This window comes from Bacillus sp. Y3, from assembly GCF_008123875.1.
Classification (GTDB): Bacteria; Bacillota; Bacilli; order Bacillales; family Bacillaceae; genus Bacillus; species Bacillus altitudinis.
Genome location: NZ_VSSC01000004.1, coordinates 447,705 through 473,751, shown reverse-complemented (window position 1 = coordinate 473,751; position 26,047 = coordinate 447,705). Strand labels below are relative to the sequence as shown.

General features: G+C 39.8%; 27 protein-coding genes and 1 tRNA gene. 24 read left to right on the top strand and 4 right to left on the bottom strand.

Annotation, left to right across the window (positions count from 1 at the left end):
* Positions 1-224: 224 nt before the first annotated feature.
* Both ltaS and lepB read left to right on the top strand, forming a co-directional pair.
* Entirely contained in the window at positions 225-2,168 is a 1,944-nt protein-coding gene (gene ltaS / locus FXF70_RS12100) for a lipoteichoic acid synthase (RefSeq protein ID WP_116306626.1), read from the top strand.
* A 156-nt stretch (positions 2,169-2,324) separates the two neighbouring features.
* Positions 2,325-2,891: a signal peptidase I gene (gene lepB, locus FXF70_RS12095; RefSeq protein ID WP_017360387.1), complete on the top strand. Its 567-nt coding sequence runs from the start codon at positions 2,325-2,327 to the stop codon at positions 2,889-2,891.
* Positions 2,892-2,933: 42 nt separating this feature from the next.
* On the opposite strand, the gene FXF70_RS12090 is transcribed toward lepB, so the two are convergent.
* Positions 2,934-4,226 (bottom strand): homocysteine synthase, encoded by a 1,293-nt coding sequence (locus tag FXF70_RS12090; protein ID WP_008349114.1) that lies wholly within the window; start codon positions 4,224-4,226, stop codon positions 2,934-2,936.
* Between the two features lie 264 nt (positions 4,227-4,490).
* Here FXF70_RS12090 and FXF70_RS12085 point away from each other — a divergent pair, with 264 nt between their 5' ends.
* The 13 genes from FXF70_RS12085 to FXF70_RS12025 all read left to right on the top strand — a co-directional run bounded on the left by FXF70_RS12085 (position 4,491) and on the right by FXF70_RS12025 (position 13,760).
* Positions 4,491-4,646 (top strand): FbpB family small basic protein, encoded by a 156-nt coding sequence (locus tag FXF70_RS12085; protein ID WP_008349111.1) that lies wholly within the window; start codon positions 4,491-4,493, stop codon positions 4,644-4,646.
* 162 nt (positions 4,647-4,808) lie between these two features.
* Positions 4,809-5,576 (top strand): ABC transporter ATP-binding protein, encoded by a 768-nt coding sequence (locus FXF70_RS12080; RefSeq protein WP_148780308.1) that lies wholly within the window; start codon positions 4,809-4,811, stop codon positions 5,574-5,576.
* 14 nt (positions 5,577-5,590) lie between these two features.
* Positions 5,591-6,580, top strand: coding sequence for an aliphatic sulfonate ABC transporter substrate-binding protein (locus tag FXF70_RS12075; protein WP_046527432.1), 990 nt, complete (start codon positions 5,591-5,593; stop codon positions 6,578-6,580).
* Positions 6,581-6,624: 44 nt separating this feature from the next.
* The gene (locus FXF70_RS12070; RefSeq protein WP_262368836.1) at positions 6,625-7,413 is read left to right on the top strand and encodes an ABC transporter permease; all 789 of its coding nucleotides are present in this window, start codon (positions 6,625-6,627) and stop codon (positions 7,411-7,413) included.
* A 14-nt stretch (positions 7,414-7,427) separates the two neighbouring features.
* A complete protein-coding gene (ssuD, locus tag FXF70_RS12065; RefSeq protein ID WP_035392606.1) occupies positions 7,428-8,570 on the top strand; it encodes an FMNH2-dependent alkanesulfonate monooxygenase in 1,143 nt (380 codons plus the stop codon).
* 304 nt (positions 8,571-8,874) lie between these two features.
* A complete protein-coding gene (locus FXF70_RS12060) occupies positions 8,875-9,096 on the top strand; it encodes a hypothetical protein (RefSeq protein ID WP_148780306.1) in 222 nt (73 codons plus the stop codon).
* Between the two features lie 17 nt (positions 9,097-9,113).
* Entirely contained in the window at positions 9,114-9,326 is a 213-nt protein-coding gene (locus FXF70_RS12055) for a hypothetical protein (RefSeq protein ID WP_003211695.1), read from the top strand.
* A gap of 115 nt (positions 9,327-9,441) precedes the next feature.
* On the top strand, positions 9,442-10,188 hold the full coding sequence (locus FXF70_RS12050) for an ABC transporter ATP-binding protein (RefSeq protein ID WP_008349096.1): 747 nt from the start codon (positions 9,442-9,444) through the stop codon (positions 10,186-10,188).
* Positions 10,166-11,632, top strand: a complete 1,467-nt coding sequence (locus FXF70_RS12045) for a hypothetical protein (protein ID WP_148780305.1) — start codon at positions 10,166-10,168, stop codon at positions 11,630-11,632. The genes FXF70_RS12050 and FXF70_RS12045 overlap by 23 nt, the downstream gene beginning before the upstream one ends.
* Positions 11,616-12,521, top strand: coding sequence for a PqqD family protein (locus FXF70_RS12040; RefSeq protein WP_019743967.1), 906 nt, complete (start codon positions 11,616-11,618; stop codon positions 12,519-12,521). The genes FXF70_RS12045 and FXF70_RS12040 overlap by 17 nt, the downstream gene beginning before the upstream one ends.
* The gene (locus FXF70_RS12035) at positions 12,518-12,799 is read left to right on the top strand and encodes a hypothetical protein (protein WP_008349089.1); all 282 of its coding nucleotides are present in this window, start codon (positions 12,518-12,520) and stop codon (positions 12,797-12,799) included. Before FXF70_RS12040 ends, FXF70_RS12035 begins: the two co-directional genes overlap by 4 nt.
* A 79-nt stretch (positions 12,800-12,878) precedes the next feature.
* Complete coding sequence (locus FXF70_RS12030) at positions 12,879-13,559, top strand: hypothetical protein (RefSeq protein ID WP_148780304.1); 681 nt, start codon at positions 12,879-12,881, stop codon at positions 13,557-13,559.
* Positions 13,560-13,686: 127 nt separating this feature from the next.
* Positions 13,687-13,760, top strand: a tRNA-Gly gene (locus FXF70_RS12025).
* A 96-nt stretch (positions 13,761-13,856) separates the two neighbouring features.
* Here the strand turns inward: FXF70_RS12025 and FXF70_RS12020 are convergent.
* Entirely contained in the window at positions 13,857-14,453 is a 597-nt protein-coding gene (locus FXF70_RS12020; protein ID WP_148780303.1) for a hypothetical protein, read from the bottom strand.
* Positions 14,454-14,536: 83 nt separating this feature from the next.
* Here FXF70_RS12020 and queG point away from each other — a divergent pair, with 83 nt between their 5' ends.
* The 9 genes from queG (at position 14,537) to FXF70_RS11975 (ending at position 24,378) form a co-directional block, all read left to right on the top strand.
* Entirely contained in the window at positions 14,537-15,685 is a 1,149-nt protein-coding gene (queG, locus tag FXF70_RS12015) for a tRNA epoxyqueuosine(34) reductase QueG (protein WP_026050065.1), read from the top strand.
* Positions 15,686-15,746: 61 nt separating this feature from the next.
* Positions 15,747-16,649, top strand: a complete 903-nt coding sequence (locus tag FXF70_RS12010; protein WP_008349082.1) for an amidase domain-containing protein — start codon at positions 15,747-15,749, stop codon at positions 16,647-16,649.
* Between the two features lie 43 nt (positions 16,650-16,692).
* Complete coding sequence (gene trmL / locus FXF70_RS12005) at positions 16,693-17,166, top strand: tRNA (uridine(34)/cytosine(34)/5-carboxymethylaminomethyluridine(34)-2'-O)-methyltransferase TrmL (RefSeq protein WP_148780302.1); 474 nt, start codon at positions 16,693-16,695, stop codon at positions 17,164-17,166.
* Between the two features lie 442 nt (positions 17,167-17,608).
* The gene (locus FXF70_RS12000) at positions 17,609-19,504 is read left to right on the top strand and encodes a PrkA family serine protein kinase (protein WP_148780301.1); all 1,896 of its coding nucleotides are present in this window, start codon (positions 17,609-17,611) and stop codon (positions 19,502-19,504) included.
* 140 nt (positions 19,505-19,644) lie between these two features.
* Positions 19,645-20,808, top strand: coding sequence for a sporulation protein YhbH (gene yhbH / locus FXF70_RS11995; protein ID WP_007497035.1), 1,164 nt, complete (start codon positions 19,645-19,647; stop codon positions 20,806-20,808).
* A gap of 363 nt (positions 20,809-21,171) precedes the next feature.
* On the top strand, positions 21,172-21,804 hold the full coding sequence (locus FXF70_RS11990) for a biotin/lipoyl-containing protein (RefSeq protein ID WP_007497037.1): 633 nt from the start codon (positions 21,172-21,174) through the stop codon (positions 21,802-21,804).
* 39 nt (positions 21,805-21,843) lie between these two features.
* Positions 21,844-23,463, top strand: coding sequence for a DHA2 family efflux MFS transporter permease subunit (locus FXF70_RS11985; protein WP_148780300.1), 1,620 nt, complete (start codon positions 21,844-21,846; stop codon positions 23,461-23,463).
* Positions 23,464-23,480: 17 nt separating this feature from the next.
* The gene (locus FXF70_RS11980) at positions 23,481-24,005 is read left to right on the top strand and encodes a flavodoxin family protein (RefSeq protein ID WP_017366904.1); all 525 of its coding nucleotides are present in this window, start codon (positions 23,481-23,483) and stop codon (positions 24,003-24,005) included.
* Positions 24,006-24,018: 13 nt separating this feature from the next.
* A complete protein-coding gene (locus FXF70_RS11975) occupies positions 24,019-24,378 on the top strand; it encodes a hypothetical protein (RefSeq protein WP_017360371.1) in 360 nt (119 codons plus the stop codon).
* A 114-nt stretch (positions 24,379-24,492) separates the two neighbouring features.
* On the opposite strand, the gene cspB is transcribed toward FXF70_RS11975, so the two are convergent.
* Both cspB and FXF70_RS11960 read right to left on the bottom strand, forming a co-directional pair.
* Positions 24,493-24,693 carry a cold shock-like protein CspB gene (cspB, locus tag FXF70_RS11970; RefSeq protein WP_008349061.1) on the bottom strand — a complete coding sequence of 67 codons (201 nt, stop codon included), beginning with the start codon at positions 24,691-24,693 and terminating at the stop codon, positions 24,493-24,495.
* Positions 24,694-24,904: 211 nt separating this feature from the next.
* The gene (locus tag FXF70_RS11960; protein WP_148780299.1) at positions 24,905-25,996 is read right to left on the bottom strand and encodes a GGDEF domain-containing protein; all 1,092 of its coding nucleotides are present in this window, start codon (positions 25,994-25,996) and stop codon (positions 24,905-24,907) included.
* Positions 25,997-26,047: the final 51 nt, after the last annotated feature.

Here is a 26,047-nt window from a genome sequence, read left to right as displayed (position 1 = left end):
GAAGTGGCAGTAAATTTAATGTAAATGGATATTTTTCCTTTTATTTACTCGTATTTTTTTTGAAACTTATGATGCTTCTTATTCGTTATATTAAAGGAGCACATGTAACCTGCGGAGAAAAGAGCATCGGAATGCTTGGTGCAGAAGATTTACATTTGCAAAATCAATGTAAATTTTTTATGATTTCATTTATATCAGATCGAAAATAAGAAAGAAGAGGTTTTATGAAAAAAATATTTGCGAACAAATATAGCTTTTTTGTTTTGGCTGTCCTTTTATTTTGGGCAAAATCGTACACAGCCTACAAAATGGACTTTAATTTAGGAGTGAAGGGATCTTTTCAAGAGGGTCTTCTCTTATTAAATCCATTCAGTTCAGCCATCGTGTTTTTAGGACTTGCTCTCTTTTTGAAGGGGCGTAAATCGGCCATTGCTTTAATTGTCATTGATTTTATTATGACCGCACTTTTATATGCGAATGTAGCGTACTATCGTTTCTTTGATGATTTTTTAACATTCCCGACAATGAAACAAGCCGGTAATCTTGGGGGAGGTATGACTGGCGGTGTATTAGCAAGTATTAAGCCGCATGACCTTTTGTACTTCTTAGATATCATCATTTTAATTGCCATTGTCATTTGGAGACCAGAAGTGAAGAAGTTCCAAATGAAAAAAACTTTCGCACTGCTAATTGTGGCTGCAGGTGTTGGACTGTTCTTCGTTAACCTACACTTAGCTGAAAAAGATCGTCCAGAATTATTGACGAGAACATTTGATCATAAGTACATTGTGAAATATTTAGGTGTTTATAACTATGCGATTTATGACGGCGTGCAAACTGCACAAAATGCAACGCAGGTAGCAAATGCGAGTAGTGATGATTTAACGGATGTCGTGAACTATACGACTTCTCACTATGCGAAACCAAATGCAGAATACTTTGGTCAAGCTAAAGGGAAAAACATCATCAAAATCCATTTAGAAAGCTTCCAGTCATTTTTAATTGACTACAAGTTAAATGGAGAAGAAGTGACGCCGTTTTTAAACAAACTAGCTCATGGAAAAGAAGATTTTACGTATTTTGATAACTTCTTCCACCAGACTGGTCAAGGGAAGACTTCTGATGCTGAGCTCATGATGGATAATAGTATGTTTGGCTTACCAGAGGGTGCAGCGTTTGTGACAAAAGGTGAAAATACCTTCCAATCACTTCCTGCCATCTTAGATCAAAAAGCAGGCTATACGAGTGCAGTGCTTCACGGGGATTATAAATCTTTCTGGAACCGTGACACGATTTATAAACATATGGGAATTGATCAATTCTTCGATGCATCTTATTACAACATGGATGAAGAAAACCTTGTAAACATGGGTCTGAAGGATAAACCATTCTTTAAAGAATCAATCCCAATGTTAGAATCAATGAAAAAGCCATTTTACGCACACTTAATGACATTGACCAACCATTATCCATTTAATTTAGATGAGAAAGATGCGACAATCGCTAAGGCAACAACTGGCGATAAAACAGTGGATAATTATTTCCAAACAGCGAGATACTTGGATGAGTCATTAGAACAATTCTTTAAGGACTTGAAAAAATCAGGTCTATATAAAGACTCAGTGATTCTATTATATGGTGATCATAACGGTATTTCTGAGAACCATAACCGTGCAATGAGTGAGATTCAAGGGAAAGAAATTACGCCATATCAAAATGCACAAAATCAGCGTGTACCGCTCATGATTCGGATCCCTGGGAAACAAGGCGGCGTGAATCATACGTATGGCGGTGAAGTAGACGTGATGCCGACGCTTCTTCACTTACAAGGTATTGATTCAAATGAGTACGTGAATTTTGGAACAGATTTATTCTCTAAGAAGCATGATCAAACTGTTGCATTCCGTAACGGAAACTATGTGACACCAAAATATACCCTTGTAGATAATACGGTCTACGATACAAAAACGGGTAAAGTGGTGAAACAAAACAAAAAGACAGAAGCGATTAAAGCCCGTGTTGATAATCAGTTAAGCTTGTCAGATAAAGTACTATACAGGGATCTTCTTCGATTCCATAAGCTATCTGATTTTAAACCAGTGAATCCATCTGATTATTTCTATGGTAAAACAAACAAAGAGACAGAAGCGGATTCTTCTGCTAACTAACTGAGTTTTGGGCAAGCACAGAAAGGTGCTTGCCTTTTTCTCTCTTACAGCTTGATTTGTTGGCAAAATATGTTTATATTTAGGGAGAAACAAGCGTGGCGTCAGCGGTCAGCTGGCGATAACTCATTTTGTCCTAGGGGATTTCAGGAGGAGCTTATGACAACAAATACAAAAACACAAAAAAAGAAATCAGAATTATGGGGCTGGATCAAAGCCATCTTAATCGCATTTATTGCTGTTTTTATCATTCGTAACTTTTTATTCGCACCGTATATTGTAAAGGGGACTTCTATGGAACCGACACTGCATAATACAGAGCGGGTGTTTGTGAATAAAACAGTCGATTACTTCGGCGATTATAAACGCGGACAGATCATCGTTCTTGATGGGGAAGACCGCAGTACTCACTATGTGAAACGATTGATTGGTTTACCTGGTGATAAAATCGAAATGAAAAATGACCAGCTATATGTGAACGGTCAAAAAGTGGCGGAGCCTTATTTAGCATCAAACAAAAAGAAAGCTGCCGCAGATGGCACCTTGCTGACACCTGATTTCGGTCCTCTTACAGTTCCTAAAGGAAAGTACTTTGTCATGGGTGACAACCGCCAAAACTCAATGGACAGTCGCAACGGTTTAGGTCTTTTTACAAAGAGTGATATTCAAGGGACAACATCATTCGTGTTTTATCCCTTCCAAGATATTCGATTAATCAATCACTAGTCAATAAGAAAAAGCACACAGGTGTGTGCTTTTTTTGTTTGGTTAAGACTGGCTTTTTGAAATCGCCTGTTCTAGATCTGCCAGAATATCTTCAATCGCTTCTGTTCCAACAGATAAACGAATAAGTTCTGGTGTCACCCCTGTGGCTTTTTGCTCTGCTTCACTTAATTGCTGATGCGTTGTGCTGGCAGGGTGGATGATGAGTGACTTAGAGTCGCCTACGTTTGCAAGATGTGAGAAAAGCTGAACCGAATCAATGAGTTTTTTTCCTGCGTCTTTGCCACCTTTAATGCCGAATGTGAGGATGGCGCCTTGTCCTTTTGGTAAATAAGTTTGAGCCAGCTCAAAGGATTCATGGCCTTCAAGACCTGGATAGCTGACCCATTCTACAAGAGGATGATCTTGTAAAAATTGTGCTGTCTTCAATGCATTTTCACTGTGGCGTTCAAGGCGAAGATGCAATGTTTCTAAGCCTTGCAAGAGTAAAAATGAGTTGAATGGTGATAAAGCCGCCCCTAGATCACGTAAGAGCTGTACACGTGCTTTTGTGATATAAGCTGCTTCGCCAATCGCTTCCGTATACGTCAGACCATGATAGCTAGGGTCTGGTTCCGTCAGTCCTTTGAACTTATCACTATCACTCCAAGGAAACTTGCCGCTGTCGACGATGACTCCGCCAATGGATGTGCCATGGCCGCCGATGAATTTCGTCGCTGAATGGACGACAATGTCTGCGCCAAATTCAATCGGTCTTAACAAATAAGGGCTGGCAAGTGTGTTATCCACAATTAGAGGGATATGGTGCTTGTGTGCAATGGCTGATACGGCTTCAATATGTAAAATGTCGCCTTTTGGATTTCCGATGCTCTCTGCATACACGGCTTTTGTTTTATCTGTAATGGCTGCTTCAAGTTCTTCAAGGTTTGAGGAATCCACAAATTTCACTGTAATTCCGAGCTTTTTTAATGTATGAGCAAATAAATTATATGTGCCGCCATACAGACTGCTGGAGGATACGATTTCGTCACCAGCTCCTGCAATGTTTAAAATGGAGTAAGTGGTCGCTGCTTGTCCTGAGGAGACAGCAAGTGCACCAATTCCACCTTCAAGCTCAGCGATCCGTTTTTCAAACACATCATTTGTCGGGTTCATAATACGTGAATAAATATTACCGGGTTCCTGAAGGCCAAATAAATTCGCCGCATGCTCACTATCTCTAAAACCGAAAGAGCTTGTTTGGTAAATAGGTACAGCTCTTGAATAGGTGGCTGAATCCAGTTCTTGACCTGCGTGTATTGCTTTTGTTTCTAAACGAAATTGAAGTTCTTCTGACATGTGTGTATCCTCCTTTTGTTAGATAAAACCAACTACTTTAATAAGAAATATTTAATAAGACTATAAATCTTGTTTACTGCCCGGTCAATCATTTTTTAGATAAATCTGAAAAAACAATAAATATAGTTGACATGTCGGAATAGTATGTATTAACATAAGCATACTGAAAATACCAACAAGAATCGCTGATCGGTCAACCGAAGGCTCGTTCACTCAGGCATGAGTGAAGGGCCTTTTTTATTTTAATCAGGAGGGAAGTTGAAGATGGAGAAAAAGAAAAAACGAAAAAAATACAGAAAACATATGGATATCACATTAGACATTTTGATTGAGCGTAACAAATATGAGATTTACAGCAATCAAGAACGAATAGAAGCCATTTACGATCGTATTGATGAAAAGCATACAAGGTCGAAATAACCATTTTATAAAATGTAGTTTATTTATAGGAATAATATGATTTAGGATGGTGCTAACAACTCAATATGAAAAGCTGATCGGACAAAACGAAGGCTCTTATCTCTCTTTTGGGATAAGGGCCTTTCTGTGTATCTATCTGATGACAAGAGGAGTGAACTTGCATTGACTATTTCCATTGATATTGTGGATAAGTCTTTTTGGAAAGACAAACAAACCATTCAAGTGCTTGAAAACGTAAGGCTCACCATCGTTCCTGGTGAATTCGTGACGGTGATTGGTCCGAGCGGTTGCGGGAAAAGTACATTGCTGAAGATGATTGGAGGGCTTGATACAGATTATGATGGGCAGATCGTGATAGGAGAAAGGCGTGTGACAGAACCAGGAATGAAACAGGGCTTTATTTTTCAAGAGCATCGCTTATTTCCATGGTTGACGGTCGAAGAAAATATCGCTGCCAATTTCAATTTAAAACAAGCAGCTGTTCGCCGCAAAGTGGATGAATTAATTGACATTGTTCGGTTAAAAGGCTTTGAACACGCCTATCCACATGAGCTTTCAGGCGGGATGTCACAACGTGTTGCTATTGCAAGAGCACTCCTGCGTGATCCGGAGATTTTATTGCTTGATGAACCTTTTGGTGCGCTAGATGCATTTACACGGAAACACTTACAGGATGTGCTGCTGGATATTTGGCAGGAGAAAAGAACAACGATGGTGCTTATCACTCATGATATTGACGAATCCATTTATTTAGCCAATGAAATTGTGCTGTTACAAGCAAGACCCGGCCGAATTCATAAAATCCTTCCCGTGAACTTACCATTCCCGAGGAATAGAACGTCAACAGCTTTTCAGAGCTTAAGACAAAAGGTGCTTTCAGAATTTGAGAAAACAGATGAGCTGTTACTGACGAATGGCTCAGGAATTTAAGGAGGTCAAATCGAATGAAAAGGCAAAAAAGGATCGTTCTCTTTCTGGGTATCCTCCTTGTATTAGCTGGGTGTGGTCAAGCAGCGAATGGATCAGAAGACAAGCCGAAAGAGGTTCGGATTGGGATTCAGCAAAGTCTAAGCCCACTTCTTTTAGCAAAGGAAAAAGGGTGGTTTGAGCAATCATTTGAAAAAGAAGGTATGAAAGTCAAGTGGGTGGAGTTCCAAAGTGGTCCTCCCCAATTCGAAGGGCTCGCCGCCAATCAATTAGATTTTTCACAGGTTGGTAATTCACCTGTTATAGCTGGTCAGGCAGCAGGTATTGATTTTAAGGAAATTGGTTTATCTCAGGATGGGTTAAAGGCGAATGGGATTTTAGTGAATAAGAACAGTGAGATTCAAAAAGTAGAAGATTTAAAAGGGAAAAAAATCGCCGTTGCCAAAGGAAGCAGTGGTTTTGACTTTTTATACAAAGTATTAGATCAGGCAGGTTTATCTGCAAAGGATGTCCAGATCATTCAGCTTCAGCCGGATGAGGCAATATCTGCGTTTGAAAATGGGTCAGTTGATGCTTGGTCGATCTGGGAGCCGTTCTTATCACTTGAAACGATAGAAAAGGGAGCAAAGCTACTGGTTAATGGAGAAGCGACCGATTTATATTCACCTGGATTCACACTTGTCAGAACCAAGTTTGCCGATGAGTACCCTGAACTAGTGGTGCAATTTTTAAAAGTATATGACAAAGCGGTGAAATGGCAGAAAGATCATCAACAGGAAGCCATTACACTTTATGCTCGTTTGAAACAATTAGATCAGAAGGTGGTGACACAAGTATTAAACAATACAGAGCCGCTCAATGAGCCCATTTCTAAGAAGATCATAAACGCCCAGCAGCATACAGCTGATTTTCAATATCAAACAAAGGCGATACAGCGGAAGATTGATGTCAATCAGGTGGTAGATAATTCGTTTATTGAAAAAATGCTGAAAGAGGAGAAGAATTGATGAAAGCTGCATCTAACCCAGCCCTTGTGACTAAAACCGAGCGAATGAAGAAAAAAAGGAGAAAAGCTTCATCCTTCATCATGTTAAAAGGACTTGTATTACCTGCTTTACTCATTGCGATTTGGCAGGGAGCTGCTGCTTCCCAAATCGTTTCTTCTACTGTACTACCTGCACCCACTGTCATTGCGGAATCTTTTCGTGAGTTGATTCGTTCCGGTGAGCTGTTTGGCCATATTTACATCAGTCTCTACAGAGCAATATGCGGGTTTTTACTTGGGGGAGGTTTAGGACTTGCGATGGGTTTGTGTGTCGGTTTTTCTAGGAAAACCGAGCAGTATGTAGATCCGACCTTGCAAATGCTGAGAACAGTTCCTCATTTAGCGGTGACTCCTTTATTTATTCTTTGGTTTGGTTTTGATGAATCAGCGAAAATTTTATTGATTGCACTTGGGGCTTTTTTTCCGATCTATATCAATACCTTTCTAGGAATTCGCAGTGTAGATAACAAGCTGTTCGATGTGGCTCGCGCTTTAGAGTTTAATCTGTATCAAAATATCACAAAGCTCATTTTACCTGCTGCCCTTCCTCATATTCTTCTGGGCGTGAGGCTTTCATTAGGCATTGCCTGGCTTGGTTTAGTGGTGGCTGAATTGATGGGGTCGAGTAGTGGAGTCGGCTACATGATTATGGATGCAAGACAATTCTCGCAAACGGATAAAGTGTTTGTAGGGATTATCATCTTTGCGGTAGTTGGTAAGATGACTGATTCATTTGTACGGCTGTTAGAAAAGCGACTACTCAAATGGCGCACAAGTTATCAAGGTGGAAAATAATAGGAGGCGATATGATGAATATTCTATGGTTTATTCCAACGCATGGGGATGGGCGTTATTTAGGATCATCGAAAGGGGCAAGACAGGCAGACTATCCGTATTTTAAACAAATTGCTCAAGCTGCCGATCAGCTTGGGTACACAGGGGTCTTGCTGCCTACTGGTAGATCTTGTGAAGATCCATGGCTGACAGCGACCGCTTTAGCTGCAGAAACAACTCATTTAAAGTTTCTTGTGGCTCTTCGGCCAGGGTTGATGCAGCCGTCTGTTGCTGCTAGAATGACCTCCACATTTGATCGGCTTTCAGGCGGGAGACTGCTGATCAATGTTGTAGCGGGAGGAAGTAAAGAAGAACTTGAAGGAGACGGGCTATTCATTTCTCATGATGAACGCTATGAGGCAACAGAAGAATTTTTGACCATCTGGAAGCGGTTATTGAAAGGAGAGAATGTTCAGTTTCAAGGGAAGCATCTGCAAGCACAAAATGGACGTCTGCTATTTCCACCAGCTCAAACACCACATCCACCCGTTTTTTTTGGAGGATCATCAGAAGCAGGCATTCAAGCCGCTGCAAAACATACAGATGTTTATTTAACTTGGGGCGAGCCGCCTGCACAAGTAAAAGAGAAAATCGCACAAGTGAAAAAGCAGGCTGAAAAGGAAGGAAGAACGGTGAGGTTTGGTATTCGACTTCATGTGATCGTGAGAGAAACGGAAGATGAAGCTTGGCAGGCAGCGGAACATCTGATTCGTCATTTAGATCAAGAGACTATTGATGAGGCGCAAAAGACTTTACAAGGGATGGACTCAGTAGGGCAAAAACGAATGGTTGAATTACATCAAGGGAATAAAGAGAAGCTTGAAATTAGCCCTAATCTTTGGGCAGGCATTGGCTTAGTTAGAGGCGGGGCAGGAACAGCGCTCGTCGGGGACCCGCATACAGTAGCAGAACGTATAATAGAATATCAGTCTCTAGGTATTGATACATTTATCTTTTCTGGTTATCCGCATTTAGAAGAATCTTATTATTTAGCAGAACTTGTTTTCCCGCTTCTCCCATTTAAAAGAAATGGTGATGCAGGACCACACGTTCCTGCTGGTGAAATTATTGGGAACAATTACTTTCCTGATACAGCCTCTGCTGCAAGTTCCTCATAAATGAAAGCAAAGCAGTCATACTTGTGTCGGGCTGCTTTGCTTTTTTTATAGAAAGAGATGCAAGTAAAATGATATGTGCTGTGGAAGAAGGCAAGGGCTTTTTTCCCAACAGGATTTCTTGTATATACATATTTTAAGAGACAAGAGAAGAAGGAAAATATGCTCACTCTTTTGTCGGAATTATCAGTTAATATGTCGTATTTGATGTGTTAACGACATATAATTAGGACTTTTATATCTGATATATCGGGGGAATTCTTTCTATCTCAAAAAAATGAAAGATTAAATAGAAGAGATGAAGAAAATGAACTATTTGAAAAAAGGCAGAAAAAAGATGGGTTTATTGCCAATATATGGGTTTGTTGGTTCTTATGTTGTGGTGAAAAATAGTAAAAAAGGGAGAATTTATACAGTTGAACATGAACAATTGAATAAAAAGTCACATTTTACACGAAAATATGTTCGGTCAAAAATGGGATCTTCTGTTGATGTTTGGAGTGTGACGCCTATGATACGATCATCATAAGCTGGGAGGTGAAAAGTATGACTTATGCAGCGCCGCAAGTTGACTATTCCACTATGGAACCTGCTATTATGGACCAAGCTTGGTTCTTAGTATTTGTTGCTGTCCTTCTTGGATTGGGAGCAACAGTTGTTCTAGGAGCAGCAGTTTGGTGTTTAGCAAACGGCAAGGGTAGCTTTACAGGAGCCGTTCAGTGGGAAAGTGGCTTAAAAGTCCAAATTGAATGTAAGTAGCTATACTTAGGATTCATCTTTTTACTTCTTAGATAAGACACCAGGGCTAAACCGTCTGTGGCGGGCGGTTTAGCCTGATCTGTTTTTAAAGAATATGCAGACACTTGGAGGTTATATGTTTACGATCGAGAATTTAACCAAGACGTATAAAAATAACGTGACTGCTGTCAATGATTTTCATTTAAAAATTGCCCCTCATCAAATCGTTGCTGTGGCTGGACCAAATGGATCCGGTAAAACAACGATGATTAACTGTGTACTCGGCATCATTAAGCATACAGAAGGAACCATTCATATCAAGGACGTCACAAATGATGATCCATCCTTTAAAAAACAAGTCGCCTATGTTCCAGATGATCTGCTGCTCCCTGAAGCATTGACTGGTGCTGAATATTTAGATTTCGTTTCTTCTATGTATGAATGTAAAACAATTCAAAGAAGAAATCAACTAATTGAATTGTTTGATATGGAATCAGCTTTATCAAGACCGATTGAAACCTATTCCCATGGAATGAAAAAAAAGACACAGCTGATTGCTGCCTTTATGCTTGAGAGTCAATTAGTGATCATGGATGAGCCCTTTAGAGGACTTGATATTGAAGCGGTTATAAACACAAAGAAACTAATGAAACGTTATGCCGAGCACCATGGTGCAATCTTGCTTTCAACGCATGATATGCTTTCAGCGGAAGAGCTGTGCCACAAGATCGCCATTATTTCTAAAGGAAATAAAATGGATGAAGGGACGGTTTCAGCCTTAAAAGAAAAGTATCAATCAAGCACATTGGAACAGGTGTTTCTGAAAGCTTCAATGTTAAGTGATAGGGGTGCACATTTTGATGAAATCATTAATCATTTCTAAAATGATGCTTAAAATGTGGCAGCAGGAGATGTATAAGCTCTTTGATACTCAAACGAAGCGAATCATTGTGGTCTTATTCTTTTTGTTTGCAGTCACAATGGGAGCCATCATCGGATACAGTTTTACGGGTGTCTTTATGAAGGCTTTCTTAAATGGAGATGAACGTTCACTTGGGTTGTTGGTTGTGTCGATGGCAATCAATGCATCCATTTTTACAAGCTTGTTATTTGTGCTGATCAAAGTCAGAACACCTGAACAAGATCGTTTTTCTATGCAGCTCAGCTGGTTTCCGCTGTCTACCTTTCAAAAAAGTCTTGGTTACTTCATTCCGATGGTGACAGTCGTGACAGGGCTTGTTTTATTTTTCATCGGGATCTTGCTTTTACCTAATTTTATTGCACAAGGGATCGGTATTTTCTTTATTCTTACGTTCTTTTTGATGGTGCTGTTGCAATCGCTCTTTGTCTTAACACTGCTTCAGCTCATTTACAACGTGACTTATTTACTCGTACTAAAATTAAAATTACCGTTGCAAAAATTTGCAGCGATATTTGTTTTATTAGCGCTAGTTGTAGCGTATGGAATGACACATTTCGACATCAATCAAATACAGCAATCATATGTACAGTTTGATTATCATTTGATGTATTTTATAGCACCGTTTTTCTTAGCGGCACAAGGGATGTCTCCTGACGGGGTGAATTATGCGATGTTGATCCTCTTCATCCTATTATCTGCGGGAGGCGCATTTATTTCTCTTGCTTTAATGCCAATTATGGCTGAGAAAAAAGCGTTAACCTTTCTGCACAAACTGCCATTTTCATCTTCGAAAAAGTGGTCACTCATTGTAAAGGAAATAAAGTCACAAGTGAGAAATGAAGAAAATATTTTAAACTTTCTCATTCTCCTTATTGTCATTTTATTTGTCCGTTATCAGTTTGCCTTCCGCTTTGAAGGAGAAGCTTATTTTGTCTTATGTGCGCTAGCTGGGTTAACAGCTTTTAATTCATTCGGCAATGACAAACGTATGCTTGGGATGTATAAAACGTTTGGTCTAAGGCCGTGGGAAGTGGCACTTTATAAGTTCCTCGGGCTTTTGCTCGTTGGTGTGATCCAAATTGTTTTATTTATGATCACAACACTGACGCTCCCGGATCAGATCTGGATCGTGTTGATTGGCGCTGCTGTCTTGTGTAATGCAACGGCTCTCTTTTATGTGGTAGGTATTTTATTACCCCTTGATCGAAATAATCCTTACACAGGTATTTTCTCGTTTGGAGCGCTTATTTTAATCATGATTCCGATTGTATTTATTGGAAACTATGTGATAGGGGAATCGAGTCAAATGCTTCAGTGGCTGCTTGTGGCAGGATTTGAATGTCTGCTCATCTTTGCCATATATAAAGGTTTTTCATGGAGGTATTCACATGATTCAACTTCTTAACAATAAGCTAAAGATTGAGCGGGTGCCGGCACTTGCGCCATATGTGACTTTACAAAAAAGGCATTTGACTGATACGCAGTACGGAAGCTCACTTCCAATTAACGAAAGTGCATATCATATGTTAACGAAAGTGGATGGTCAAAGGACAGAGGCGAGTATTACGGCAGAGCTCGCCGATTTGTTTCAGGTCGATGAGTCTGTGATTGCCCGCGATTTTTATCAATTGATGATGGGGCTGAATCAGCATCACTTGCTGTCGATTCATTATCAATCGCCATATCGGACTGTCACAGCCTTCTGTCAATTTTTTAAGCAGTATCAAGTAAAGATGAAAGAGCGGTTTGACTGCACGGGTCATTCATTTCTTCACATATTGGGTACGGCTCTGCTGATGGTGACGCGCAAAATCATCTTTTTCTGGGTGCTCTTTATGATCATGGCGGGAATTGCCTTTTTATTTATTCCTGATCCATCGATTGCAGCCATTGCCATTTATTTTACGATTATTTATTTTGGATTAATTACTGGAACTGCCTTGCATGAGGCGGCACATGGGTTTGCACATCGGAAGTTCGCCGGCCGGGATGGTCCTCAAGGCTTTTTTGCGAGCGATATGATGTCTGTGAAATTTGTGAGGCCTGTTTTAGACCCTTTTCAGAAAAAACAGGTGTGGATTACACTGCTTGGTCCGCTTTTGCCGGGGCTCATTGGCGCAGTCGGAATCATTGTGACTGTTTTATTTCTAAAAGAAAATCCAATTTCGACAGGGTTTTTCATTTTTTCAATCACGTATTTTATTCAATTGCTCTACCTTCTTCCGTTTATGGGGGATGGTAAGTCTATTATGAAGCAGTTATTGCTTGGTGGAATGGGAGGACAACGATCATGAACGTTCAGGCAATGAAACAAGGTGCAATTGTTGGTAGTTTCCTAGGTTTCTTAGGTTTTCCGATGCTGACCATTGGTGTTCTGTTCTATCACTTATTTCAATCAAAAACAAATAATGAATTATTATTTAACAGTCTTGCTTTTGAGATGGAAGGTTCGTCTGCATTTACGTTCCAAATCAAACCAAACTTTTTTATTTATATGGTTGTCATTTTTGCTGTCAGTTTTCTCATTGTGGCATTCCTATCAGCCATGAAACAGAAAAAAGCGAAAGATTAGGAGAATTCTCCTAATCTTTTTTTGTATATTAAACCAAATTTTAGTATGATAAAAAATAAATGTATAAAAGGGGATATCAATGATTAAGAAATGGAGCATTCTTTTATTTACTGTTTTTCTATTAGCAGGATGCGGCGAGAAGGCTGCAGAAACAACAACGACAGAGAAAACGGTCTCAGAAAAACCTGCAACAGAGAAAAATAAGGAAACAGCAACTCACGATGAAGTAACTGTCGAACCTATGAAACTAACAAAAAATGAAAAAAGTCTTTTTGAAGCATTATCAGATAAGCCGTTTGAAGCGATGACAGTGAAAGGACTAAAAGGCAGTAATAAAAGTGTATCCTTGATCGGTATGCATTACAAAGATGGACAATTATTAAAAGAAGATACAAAAAAAATCACCATTGACCTTCATCAAAATGGCGTCGATAACAGTGTGAATTTTATCTATCAGCTAGAAGATGAAAAAGATGATCTGTTAAAAGTAACGTATAGCTTATGGAAAGATAAAGAGCAAAGCGAACTAACGAAACTCTCGACTAGCATGGATTTCAAACAGGACGTGGGAGGAAACACAACGATATCAGCTTCAGATCTTTTTCACATGTCTCCTGGAGAGAAAAAAGTAATTTCTACTACCATCACAACTGGAATGAACCATGAGTTTTCTGGTTTAACAGGTTCTGAAAAGAATCTGAAAGAGGAATTAAAAGATGTAAAGCAGGCTTATTTGGTGTATTTGCAACTAGACAAATAACTATCGTAATATATATGGAGAATATGAAATTTTTTGACGAAAAATCTTCATATTCTCTTGACGAATTGTTAAGAAAGTTGTAACATAATAAAAGTCAACGCAATGACGTTCTCTTTAAAAGATTGATGCGGGTGTAGTTTAGTGGTAAAACCTCAGCCTTCCAAGCTGATGTCGTGAGTTCGATTCTCATCACCCGCTCCAATACATAATTTTGTTTATAACGCAGTATTTCGTTTCATAGATAAACGAAGTGTTGCGTTTTTTATTATGTCAGTATAATGTAAAAAGCACTGTGACCTACAGTGCTTTTTCAATGAGTTCATATTCACTTTCTCCACCATGTATTTGTATAAACATCTTCGTCAAGGATTGTATAAGTGCCTCACTCTTTTCCCGGGAAATAGATGGTGGGAAGAGAATGATTTGAAGAATGCTTTTTGTGTCTTGAGAAATTTGAGCTTTATTTGCTTGAGAAAATAACCCTTTAAGCTCTGCGCCATCCTGCCATTCAATATGACCAGTTTCATTTTTGGATAATGAAAGGGGCCCTTTCAATTGATCGGCATCTAATGTAAGGATAGGCAAGAAATATTTTAATGAAAAAAATATCGACAAATCCTGTACGGAATTGGTCGAGTCAATAAATTGTTCTTTTTGAATATCAGCAAGAAGCGGAAGAAAGGGGATACCTTCTAGAAGATTCGTCCATTCTTTGATCGCTGGTACTTCTTCCAAAGTTTGATCCTCATATTCAAAAAACAAAGATTCTTGAAACAGACGCAGTCGGCCTTTTAACATTTGAGGGGATTTTCCTATCTCAATATGTGAATATTCAATCTGTCCAACATGGATAGACTGGCTTTGAGGTTGGGAGATTTCCATTTGTATCTTCACAGTGACTCACTCCAATCGGTCATGATACACTCGTATTATACTGAAAACAACTGAAGAAACAAAGAAAGGAGGTTTGCAAGGTGATTCATGTTGGACAATTAAAAGAAGAATTAATTCAATATGCGAACGAAATTGGTGTCGATAAAATTCGATTTGCGAGTGCTGATACATTTGATTCATTAAAGGATCGCCTCATCTTACATGAATCGTTAGGGTATTTGTCCGGTTTTGAAGAGCCTGATATCGAAAAACGAACAAATCCTGCTTTGCTGCTTCCAAAAGCAAAATCAATTGTCGCCATTGCGCTCGCATATCCTTCTAAAATGAAAGATGCTCCCCGAAGTACAAAGGATGCAAGAAGAGGGATTTTTTGCAGGGCTTCATGGGGAACTGATTATCATGTTGTGCTGAAAAAAAAGCTCGACATGCTTGAAGAATTTTTGCGCAGTAAACACGAAGATATACGGACAAAATCAATGGTGGACACAGGTGAATTGTCTGACCGTGCTGTAGCCGAACGTGCTGGCATTGGCTTTAGTGCAAAGAACTGTATGATTATCACACCTGAGTTCGGATCTTATGTCTATTTGGCTGAGATGATTACAAATGTTCCATTTGAACCGGATGAGAAAATAGAAGACCAGTGCGGAACTTGTAATAAATGTGTGGATTCATGCCCAACGGGTGCTCTTGTGAATCCAGGCCAGCTCAATTCTCAAAGGTGTATTTCGTTTTTAACACAGACAAAAGGGTTTTTACCTGACGAATTTCGCTCGAAAATAGGAAATCGGTTGTATGGATGTGATACGTGCCAAACGGTCTGCCCAATTAATAAAGGGAAAGACTTTCATCTACATCCTGAAATGGAGCCGGACCCTGAAATTGCAAAGCCGCTCTTAAAGCCACTGCTGACAATCAGCAATCGTGAGTTTAAAGAGAAGTATGGTCATGTTTCTGGATCATGGCGAGGGAAAAAGCCTATTCAGCGGAATGCCATTTTGGCACTTGCTCACTTTAAAGATACATCTGCTTTGCCAGATTTGGTTGACCTGATGCATAAAGATCCAAGACCGGTCATTCGAGGCACGGCTGCTTGGGCAATCGGTAAAATTGGCGATGGTCAGCAGCTTTCAGAACTCGAAAAAGCCCTTGAGCGGGAAAGTGATGAAGAAGCAAAACAAGAGATCATCAAAGGGATTGAATTGTTACAAACACCTTTAAATACTAAATAACCTCCCATTGAACATAGAATGAACCAAACAGAGATGTTAAAAAAAGTTTGGTGGTGTCTGTGTGAAACAATTATTAGAACAAACGTTAGAAGACAGACTGGCATATTTATTAAATGGCAGTACGATCAAACAGCCGCAGCTGATGTCTGATGTGGACGCTGTGGAGCGAAAGAAAGAGCTGTTTGCAAGAAGACAAGTTGAGATTGTCAAGGCGAAAGCAAAAGCAAAACTTCTCGATTCAGCTATTCAAGATGATGGAGCTCAGCAAGTACAATATCTCGCGCACCTCACTTATGTCTGTAAGGATATAGACGATTCTTTTTATTTAGAGGAACAGGTTGAGAAAAGAGAAGCGTTTCTTTATAACGACATGCTTGTGAAAGATCGGATGATGTTAGAAGAACGACAAAAGGAAGATCAGGTGGATGAGCGCTTCCAAAATGAAGACCAATTTGGAAGAGCTTTTCACTATGACCGGCGTGCAGCTGTTCAATATGCTGAGACGTATTGGAATAAACGAAATCCAGCCTATAAAAATTTCGAAGATAACTGTACGAATTTTATTTCACAATGTCTAAAAGCAGGGAATGCGCCAACGAGAGGATATCCGAACCGTGGATCTGGCTGGTGGGTTCGTCCACATACGTGGAGCTACAGCTGGACGGTGGCACATTCGATGAAAAATTACTTAGCGAATTCCAAAGCGGGGTTGAGAGCGAAGAAGCTCAAGGAGCCGCAGGAGCTTCAAATAGGTGATGTGATTTGCTACGATTTTGAGGGTGACGGTAGGTATAATCATACAACCATTGTCGTTGATCATGATAAAGGCGGAATGCCTCTTGTGAATGCACAAACGTATGACAGCCGTATGCGTTACTGGTCGTATGAAGATTCAACGGCTTATACACCTAGTATTCGTTATACGTTTTTTCACATTTTGGACGATGCTCCAAAGGATAGTTAATGGTATAATGTTGAGCGGAAAAGAAAATTAGAGGTGAACTTTTTTGGGACTTCATGTCGTTTTATATCAACCAGAAATTCCAGCTAATACTGGAAATATTGCGCGAACATGTGCAGCAACAAATACAACACTTCATCTGATTCGTCCGCTTGGTTTTTCGACAGATGATAAAATGCTGAAGCGTGCAGGACTCGATTATTGGAAATATGCCAATGTCGTCTATCATGATTCATTAGATGAATTGTTTGAGGCTCATCCGAAGGGGCAATTTTTCTATATCACAAAGTTTGGGCAAAAGCCGCATACAACGTTCGATTACTCGCAGCTAGATGAAGACTACTTCTTTGTATTTGGCAGAGAGACGAGTGGATTGCCAAAAGATTTGATTGAACGGAATAGGGATCGCTGTCTACGTTTACCAATGACAGAGCATGTTCGTTCACTGAATCTATCGAATACGGCAGCGATTCTTGTGTATGAGGCGCTTCGCCAGCAGCAATACCGAGATTTGATATAAGAACATGATAAAAGCCGAGATCCGATCTCGCTTTCAGTGAATATGTAAGTACTGAAAATATGAACGAAATGAAAAAGGATGTTCCGCTGATGGAACATCCTTTTTTTCATTTACCAGGCTTGCCTTCGTAGCCAGCTGTGAAAATGGATACTAAAAACGTAATGATGACACCCATCATAATGACCGTTCTCATATAAGCTCCCCCTTATCCCTTTGTTCCTTTGCTGCCGGTTTCATATGTTGTGAAGTTCGCCTTGAAAAGCAGGAGATGAAGATCATTTTTCTCCTGTTTTTCCTTTATTATGAAGGGTCTTGCGGATGGTTGTCAATTCAGTTTGCCAATTCGTCATTTTGAAGAACGAAAGCATGTAATAGGACGCCTCCGCATAGATTGTAAAACAGTATCTGATTTCTAGCTTCAATCTTGAAAGAGGAGGTTCATATGGATATTTTAAAGAAAATTGAACAGCACAGAGAAGAAGAGCAGCGACTGAAATGGGAAGGCACCTTCAGCGAATATTTAGAAATTATTAAAGAAAATCCACTTGTCGCTCAATCTGCTCATTCTCGCGTTTATCATATGATTAAGGACAGCGGGATTGAAGAGGAGAATGGGGTCAGAACCTACAAATTTTTTGATCAGGAGCTTTTTGGTTTAGAGGAATCATTGGAAAGGCTAGTGGAAGAGTATTTTCACCCTGCGGCTAAACGTTTAGATGTCAGAAAGCGTATTTTATTGTTAATGGGTCCAGTCAGCGGCGGGAAATCGACGCTTGTCACAAGGCTGAAAAGAGGGCTGGAAGAGTATTCACTAACAGATCATGGCGCAGTCTATGCGATTAAAGGCTGCCCAATGCATGAAGATCCGCTTCATCTCATTCCGCAAAATCTGCGGGAGGATTTCTATAGAGAATACGGCATACGTGTGCAGGGGAATTTATCACCTTTGAACTTGATGAGGCTCGAAGAGGAATACGGTGGCCGCATTGAGGATGTGAGAGTGGAACGAATTTTTTTCTCAGAGGACAAACGGACCGGCATTGGTACCTTCAGCCCGTCTGATCCGAAATCTCAGGACATTGCCGACTTAACAGGAAGTATTGATTTTTCAACGATTGCTGAATTTGGATCAGAGTCAGACCCGCGTGCGTACCGGTTTGATGGAGAGCTCAATAAAGCGAACCGTGGAATGATGGAATTTCAGGAGATGTTAAAGTGTGATGAGAAATTTCTATGGCATCTTCTTTCATTAACGCAGGAGGGGAATTTTAAGGCGGGGCGTTTTGCGTTGATTAGTGCGGATGAATTGATTGTTGCACATACGAATGAAACGGAGTACCGGTCATTTATTTCGAATAAAAAGAACGAGGCTTTACACTCAAGAATTATTGTGATGCCGATCCCTTATAATTTAAAGGTGACAGAGGAAGAACGCATTTATCATAAGATGATTTCAGAAAGTGATGTCTCAGATGTTCATATTGCGCCGCATACGCTAAAGGTAGCTGCGATGTTCTCTATTTTGACAAGGCTGAAGGAGCCGAAGCGGTCTGATATCGATTTGGTGAAAAAAATGCGACTGTATGATGGGGAAAGTGTCGAAGGTTTCCAATCTGTTGATATTGATGAGATGAAAAAGGAATTTCATGACGAAGGAATGAGCGGAATTGACCCGAGATATGTCATTAACCGCATTTCATCCACCATTATTCGAAAGAACATGGAATCCATCAATGCACTGGATGTCCTCCGTTCCTTAAAAGAAGGACTCGATCAGCATCCATCGATCTCAAGTGAAGATCGGGAACGTTATTTGAATTTTATTTCTGTCGCACGAAAAGAGTATGACGATATGGCGAAGAAGGAAGTTCAAAAGGCATTTGTGTATTCCTATGAGGAGTCTGCGAAAACTCTCATGGATAATTACTTAGATAATGTCGAGGCGTACTGCAATAAAAACAAACTGCGTGATCCGTTAACAGGTGAAGAAATGAATCCTGACGAAAAGCTCATGCGTTCAATTGAGGAACAGATCGGCATTTCTGAAAACGCCAAAAAGGCATTCAGAGAAGAAATCCTCATTCGGATTTCGGCTTATGCGAGAAAGGGCAAACGCTTTGATTATAATTCTCACGAGAGATTACGAGAAGCTATTCAGAAGAAGCTCTTTGCCGATTTGAAAGATGTCGTGAAAATTACGACATCGACGAAAACACCGGATGAGCAACAGTTGAAAAAGGTCAATGAAGTAGTGGCGCGATTGATTGATGAGCATGGCTATAATTCTACAAGTGCAAATGAACTCTTAAAATATGTAGGTAGTCTTCTGAATCGTTAATAAATGAAGGAGGCATTATTGGCGCAAACTAGCACCGGTAATGTCTTTTTTAAAAATCGTCGTCATTTCGACGACGACCAGCATACGATAATGGAATCGATGGGTACAAGAATTGTGCAAAAAGGTGAGGAGGGGGATGGATGTCCCGGCAAGAAAAAAGTCAGTTTATTGTGTCTCAGGAAGACTGGTCCCTCCATCGAAAAGGCTTTGATGACCAGCAGCGTCATCAGAAAAAAGTCAAAGAGGCGATTAAAAACAATTTGCCGGATCTTGTCACAGAGGAAAGCATCATCATGTCTAATGGCAAAGATGTGGTCAAAATTCCGATCCGTTCTTTAGATGAATATAAAATTCGGTACAACTATGATAAAAATAAGCATGTAGGTCAAGGAGATGGAGACAGCCAAGTTGGCGATGTGGTCGCTCGGGATGGATCTGACAGTAAGCAAGGGCAGGGAAAAGGTCAAGGTGCTGGAGATCAAGCCGGTGATGATTATTACGAAGCAGAAGTCTCATTAATGGATTTAGAGGAAGCGCTATTTCGTGAGCTGGAGCTACCAAATCTTAAACAAAAGGAACTTGATGATATCGTTGTCGAGGAAATTGAGTTTAATGATATTCGCAAAACGGGGTTAACCGGTAATATCCATAAAAAACGAACCATGCTGTCAGCATTTAAACGAAATGCCATGACAGGAAGCCCTTCCTTTTATCCCATTTATCCAGAGGATATTAAGTATAAGACGTGGAATGAAGTCACCAAACCAGAATCAAAAGCGGTTGTCCTAGCAATGATGGATACGAGCGGAAGTATGGGGCTTTGGGAAAAATATATGGCGAGAAGCTTTTTCTTTTGGATGACACGTTTCTTGCGGACAAAGTATGAGACAGTCGAGATCGAATTCATTGCTCACCATACAGAGGCGAAGGTCGTAGATGAGGAGCACTTCTTTTCTCGGGGAGAGAGCGGGGGAACCATTTGTTCTTCTGTCTATCGAAAGGCACTAGAGCTCATAGACGAACGATATCCTCCGTCACGATATAATATTTATCCTTTCCATTTTTCTGATGGTGACAATTTGACCTCTGATAATGCACGGTGCGTGAAGCTCGTTTCTGAAATTATGAAAAAAGCCAATTTATTTTGTTATGGTGAAGTGAATCAATATAATCGGCATTCTACGTTAATGTCAGCATACAAACATATTCAGGATGAGAAATTTAAGCATTATATTTTGAAGCAAAAATCAGACGTTTTTCTCGCATTAAAAAAATTTTTTCAGCAGGAAGAAGTTCTTTCTTAAAGAGAACATTCAAAAAAACCTTTCAGCATAAGGGCTGAAAGGTTTTTTGTGTGGAGAAGGAAGGGATCACCAGAAAAAAAGTAAAACTTTCTCTTTGACATTTCAATTTTCATTTATTAATATTTAATCTTGTTAAATATAAGTTTTTCAAAAAAAGATGCCGATCGTCTTTTCTTCTTTTTCTGCTTTTTGCTCATAAGTGAACAATAAGTATAAATGGGCTGCACACCATTTTCAGCAGAGTAGAAAAAGGGGAAACAGGCAGCTCTATGAGCTTGTTTCATAATCTGTCAGATGATGGGCATTCTAAGTTTGCTAAAGCAGATGACACTATATTTTTATACATGAAAGGAGAAACAAAACATGAACAGAGGGCGTTTATTGCTAACAAATATTATTGGCCTTATTGTGATTCTTGCCATTATTGCCGGAGGTGCTTATTACTACTACGAAAGCACAAACTTCGTAAAAACAGATGAAGCAAAAGTGACAGGTGACATGTATCAAATTACAGCGCCAGCAGCTGGACAAATCAAAGGCTGGGACATCAATGAAGGTGACGAAGTGCAAAAAGACAGCACAGTTGCAAAAGTTGAAGGAGAAGCAAAAACAAACATTAAAGCAGTGGCTGATGGCACATTAGTCAAAAAAGAAGTACAAAACAACCAACAAGTGCAGCCTGGGACAGTTCTTGGTGAAACGATTGACCTAAGCAAGCTTTACATTACAGCGAATATTAAAGAAACAGACATTAAGAACATTGAAAAAGGTGACAAAGTGGACATCGTTGTAGACGGCGATCCTGATACAACATTTGAAGGAACAGTTGAACAAATTGGTTATGCAACAAACTCAACATTCAATATGCTGCCAGCAACAAACTCAAGTGGTAACTACACGAAAGTGACACAAAAAGTAGCAGTGAAAATTTCAATTAAAAATCCATCTGACAAAGTACTTCCAGGTATGAATGCTTCTGTCAAAATTTCATCTTAATGATGACTGATATCAAAAAATGAAAGGAGGTTGTCTGAGATGGCAAATCAACCTGCAGCGACAAAACAGGGAGCAGGCTCCTTGTCTTTACTGATCATTTTAATGGCCGGTTTGTTCGTAGCGATTTTAAACCAAACGCTTTTGAACGTAGCCATGCCCCATTTAATGACTGAATTTAATGTGAGTGCGACGACAATTCAGTGGCTTACAACAGGTTACATGCTTGTCAACGGGGTGCTCATTCCGTTATCTGCGTTTTTAATCACACGTTTTGGCCAGCGCAGCTTATTCCTCGTGGCGATGATTTCATTTACACTAGGGACCTTTATTTGCGGTATTGCGCCAAACTTTTCTACGATGCTGATTGGTCGTTTGATTCAGGCAGTCGGTGGCGGTATCTTACAGCCGCTCGTCATGACAACAATCCTTTTTATTTTCCCTCCAGAAAACAGAGGGAAAGGAATGGGGATTTTTGGTCTTGCGATGATGTTTGCGCCAGCTGTCGGACCAACGTTATCTGGTTATATTATTGAACACTATTCATGGCGTATTATGTTTTATGGACTTGTACCAATCGGTGCGATTGTCATTATCGCGGCTTTCTTTATGTTTAAAAATATTGTAGAGCCTAAAAAAATCAAGCTGGACAGCCTTGGTGCGATTCTGTCGATCGTTGGTTTTGCTTCGCTTCTATACGGAGTAAGTGAAGCGGGAAGTGATGGTTGGACAGATCCAATCGTTTTATCTACGATTATCATTGGTGCGATTGCGATCATTCTCTTTATTTTCCAACAGCTAAAAGCGGATAATCCGATGCTTGATTTCCGCGTGTTTAAATACAGCATTTTCTCATTATCAAGTGTTATTAACATTATTATTACCGTTGCCTTATACACTGGGATGTTCTTACTACCGATCTACTTGCAGAACCTCGTTGGGTTTACTGCACTGCAATCGGGGTTATTAATGCTTCCAGGGGCACTTGCGATGCTCATTATGTCCCCAATTTCAGGGATTTTGTTTGATAAATTTGGACCTCGTCCACTTGCCATTGTAGGGATGCTGATTACGGTTGTCACCACATACGAGTTTACACAGCTGACGATTGATACATCTTATAGTCACATTGTGCTTATGTATGCAGTACGTGCCTTTGGTATGTCACTCTTGATGATGCCAGTCATGACTGCTGGGATGAACCAATTACCGCAGCATTTAAACAGTCATGGTACAGCGATGTCAAACACACTGAGACAAATCAGTGGTTCGATCGGTACGAGTTTGATCACGACGATTTATACAAATCGCACGACATTCCATTATTCCAATATGGCAGATCAAACGAATACGGCTGACCCGTTCTTTATGAATTCATTCCAGGCGGCTGTCTCTAATGTGATGCACCATATGGGCATGACAGCAGAAGCTGCTCAAAAATATGTGTCGACCCAGCTCTTTACGAAAGCACAAGTTGATTCCAATGTGATGGGCATCAATGATGCTTACATGTGGGTGACATTATTCTGTGCAGCTGGTGTGATTCTCAGCTTGTTCCTGCGAGATGTACGTAAGGATAAAAAGCGAAAAGAAAAGCAGGATAAGAAACAAGAAATGACATTGCTTCCAGCACCTAAGGAAGCAAACCAAAATGCAAGATAAGTGTGGAGGGACCGTACATGAAAATTTATGTCGTATACGATAGTGAAGGTGACCATACAAAAGCACTTGCAGAAGCGATTGCAGCTGGCGCAGGTGAAACAGAGCAAGCTGAAGTGTTCATTGATCATGTGAAAGATGCGGATATCCGCAAGCTTGATCAAATGGATGCAATCATTTGGGGCTGCCCTGGTCACTTTGGTACCATTAGTTCTGGATTAAAGACATGGATTGACCGTCTTGGGTATTTATGGGCAGAAGGAAAACTTATCGATAAAGTCGGTGCCGTTTTCTGTACCACTGCAACAACACACGGCGGATTAGAAATGACGATGCATAATTTGATTACGCCAATGTTCCATCAAGGGATGCTTGTGGTCGGCCTTCCTGGAAATGTTCCAGAAAATGCGTTATACGGCTCTTATTATGGAGCAGGTGTGACGTGCCCGATTGATTCTGATGAAGTGATTTCTACAGAAGGCATTGAGCTAGGGAAAGCATTAGGAAGACGTGTAGCATCAGTCACTGCGTCATTTAAGCGATAAGGAGAGGGTTCTTTTGGCGACGATTATTGTAGCGTTAGTAGCTGCTGTTCTAGTCATTATCGGATTAGTAGCGTTCAATGTCAGACACGCTTCGGCCGAGAAGGAAGAGATCAAAGAAGATGTATCGAATCATCCTGACGTGCCGCATAGCGAGCCAGAAGTTGCGGCGAGACCTGTAGAGCCTGAAGTGGAAGAAAAAGCGTCAGAGCCTTCTCAGACAGATGATGCTCCGTCAGGTGATGATTTCTATAGACAGGCGCTTCAAAAGTTTAAGCAGCCAGAACCACCTGTCAAAGAAGAAGAACCAGAGACGAAAATGAATGATGATATGTATCGTTCTGCTTTACAGAAACTAAAGCAGAAGGACAAATAAAAAGAGAACCTCTCGTCAGGTTCTCTTTTTTTATTGCACAAAAAAACCGCTGGCATAAAAGCCGAGCGGTTTTCCTTCACTCTATAAAGTGCTAAAAGAGCAGATGCTCTTAAATTACGCTTTGTTAACGTTAGCAGCTTGTGGTCCACGGTTACCTTCAACGATTTCGAAAGAAACTGATTGACCTTCTTCTAAAGTTTTGAAGCCTTCGCCTTGGATAGCAGAGAAGTGAACGAATACATCGTCTTGACCTTCTACTTCGATGAATCCGAAACCTTTTTCAGAGTTGAACCATTTTACTTTACCTTCTAACATGAAATTTCCTCCTAAAGCGATCTTAACGCTTAAATTCACTATTCTTGCTCTTACACAAACTTCAAAGACGAAAACTCTTTCAAAACTTTCTTCTTAAAGATGATACGAACAAAAATAATTACCTTTACTTTACCAGTGTTTGCGGGAAAAAACAACTGTTATACGAAAACTTTTTTAAAAATAATTAGCGCTAACAAATTGAGGAAAAAGCCTATGTTAAGTGTTCTCTTTTACGTCCAGAAAAGCTCACTTGGTTTCTGCCTGACTGCTTCGCTTTATAGAGCTCCTGGTCTGCAATAATCGGTAATTGTTTCATGTTTTCACTTGTTCCTGCATCATAAGCACATCCAATTGACACCGTAATGTGAATCGATGTTCCGTTTTGTAAATAAATTGGCTGATCCGCCATTTTTTTTCGTAAACGTTCCGCAATTTGCCATGTTTTTTCAACGGAACAATTCGGTAAAAGCACAGCAAATTCTTCACCGCCGATCCGCCCAATATAATCAGAGCTTCTTGTGTTCTTAATCAGCCTTGTTCCGATTTCTTTTAAAACGATATCTCCCTCATGATGTCCATACTGATCATTGATGGTTTTGAAATAATCGATGTCTAGGTAAATCAAGGACATTTGATGGATAGGTTGCTTTAAGTTCAGCGAAAAAGCATCACTTAATATTTCATCGAATTTCCGTTTATTTAAAACACCAGTTAAAAAGTCATAATGAGCTTGGAATTTATACAAATTTAACATCTGATACGCTTTTGTTTGATGCTCAATGACATAAAAGTTAAATAAACCGGCAATATACGAGAATATCCAATAGGCAGTATGCAGTTCAAATGATCTTTCATTGACGATGATGATAAATAAAATCGTCGCTATGACGTTGCTCATGGTAATAGATAACAGCATTTTTACGACGTGATTGATATGACGCTCAGCAATTAAAAAGGAAGCTGTGGCGATAAATATCATGGAAAAAATATTAATGAAAGAAGCAACATTGGCTTCGATTAATAATCGGCCAATAATGATCACACAGGCTGCAATGAACGTTTGTGCAATGCCTCCATAAAATGCCGTTAAAATAAGGGGGATATGTCTTAAATCGATGATGGCTGGTCCTGCTTTAATAGAGAAAAACATTAAGAGGACACCGAGTAACCCAGAAATCATTCCTTTAAAAATTTGTCTGAGCAAGGTGTCTTCCTTTTTTAAAAAATTCTCTTTAAACACAAGCATCAATAAATAATGGAAAGTGACAAGAATTGTTAAATTAATAAAGAGGTCTCTTAGCAAAATAAAATCACCTTTTTAAAATTACTAAAATTTGTTGCAAAAGAAAAGAGG

Coding starts and splice junctions, on each gene's coding strand:
- FXF70_RS11985 (WP_148780300.1), top strand. CDS start 21,844: ATGGCAAATCAACCTGCAGCGACAAAACAGGGAGCAGGCTCCTTGTCT.
- FXF70_RS11990 (WP_007497037.1), top strand. CDS start 21,172: ATGAACAGAGGGCGTTTATTGCTAACAAATATTATTGGCCTTATTGTG.
- FXF70_RS12070 (WP_262368836.1), top strand. CDS start 6,625: ATGAAGAAAAAAAGGAGAAAAGCTTCATCCTTCATCATGTTAAAAGGA.
- FXF70_RS12055 (WP_003211695.1), top strand. CDS start 9,114: ATGACTTATGCAGCGCCGCAAGTTGACTATTCCACTATGGAACCTGCT.
- cspB (WP_008349061.1), bottom strand. CDS start 24,693: ATGTTAGAAGGTAAAGTAAAATGGTTCAACTCTGAAAAAGGTTTCGGA.
- FXF70_RS12045 (WP_148780305.1), top strand. CDS start 10,166: ATGAAATCATTAATCATTTCTAAAATGATGCTTAAAATGTGGCAGCAG.
- FXF70_RS12000 (WP_148780301.1), top strand. CDS start 17,609: ATGGATATTTTAAAGAAAATTGAACAGCACAGAGAAGAAGAGCAGCGA.
- FXF70_RS12030 (WP_148780304.1), top strand. CDS start 12,879: ATGATTAAGAAATGGAGCATTCTTTTATTTACTGTTTTTCTATTAGCA.
- FXF70_RS12090 (WP_008349114.1), bottom strand. CDS start 4,226: ATGTCAGAAGAACTTCAATTTCGTTTAGAAACAAAAGCAATACACGCA.
- FXF70_RS12050 (WP_008349096.1), top strand. CDS start 9,442: ATGTTTACGATCGAGAATTTAACCAAGACGTATAAAAATAACGTGACT.
- FXF70_RS12060 (WP_148780306.1), top strand. CDS start 8,875: ATGAACTATTTGAAAAAAGGCAGAAAAAAGATGGGTTTATTGCCAATA.
- FXF70_RS12085 (WP_008349111.1), top strand. CDS start 4,491: ATGGAGAAAAAGAAAAAACGAAAAAAATACAGAAAACATATGGATATC.
- FXF70_RS12040 (WP_019743967.1), top strand. CDS start 11,616: ATGATTCAACTTCTTAACAATAAGCTAAAGATTGAGCGGGTGCCGGCA.
- ltaS (WP_116306626.1), top strand. CDS start 225: ATGAAAAAAATATTTGCGAACAAATATAGCTTTTTTGTTTTGGCTGTC.
- ssuD (WP_035392606.1), top strand. CDS start 7,428: ATGAATATTCTATGGTTTATTCCAACGCATGGGGATGGGCGTTATTTA.
- lepB (WP_017360387.1), top strand. CDS start 2,325: ATGACAACAAATACAAAAACACAAAAAAAGAAATCAGAATTATGGGGC.
- FXF70_RS12035 (WP_008349089.1), top strand. CDS start 12,518: ATGAACGTTCAGGCAATGAAACAAGGTGCAATTGTTGGTAGTTTCCTA.
- FXF70_RS12075 (WP_046527432.1), top strand. CDS start 5,591: ATGAAAAGGCAAAAAAGGATCGTTCTCTTTCTGGGTATCCTCCTTGTA.
- yhbH (WP_007497035.1), top strand. CDS start 19,645: ATGTCCCGGCAAGAAAAAAGTCAGTTTATTGTGTCTCAGGAAGACTGG.
- FXF70_RS11980 (WP_017366904.1), top strand. CDS start 23,481: ATGAAAATTTATGTCGTATACGATAGTGAAGGTGACCATACAAAAGCA.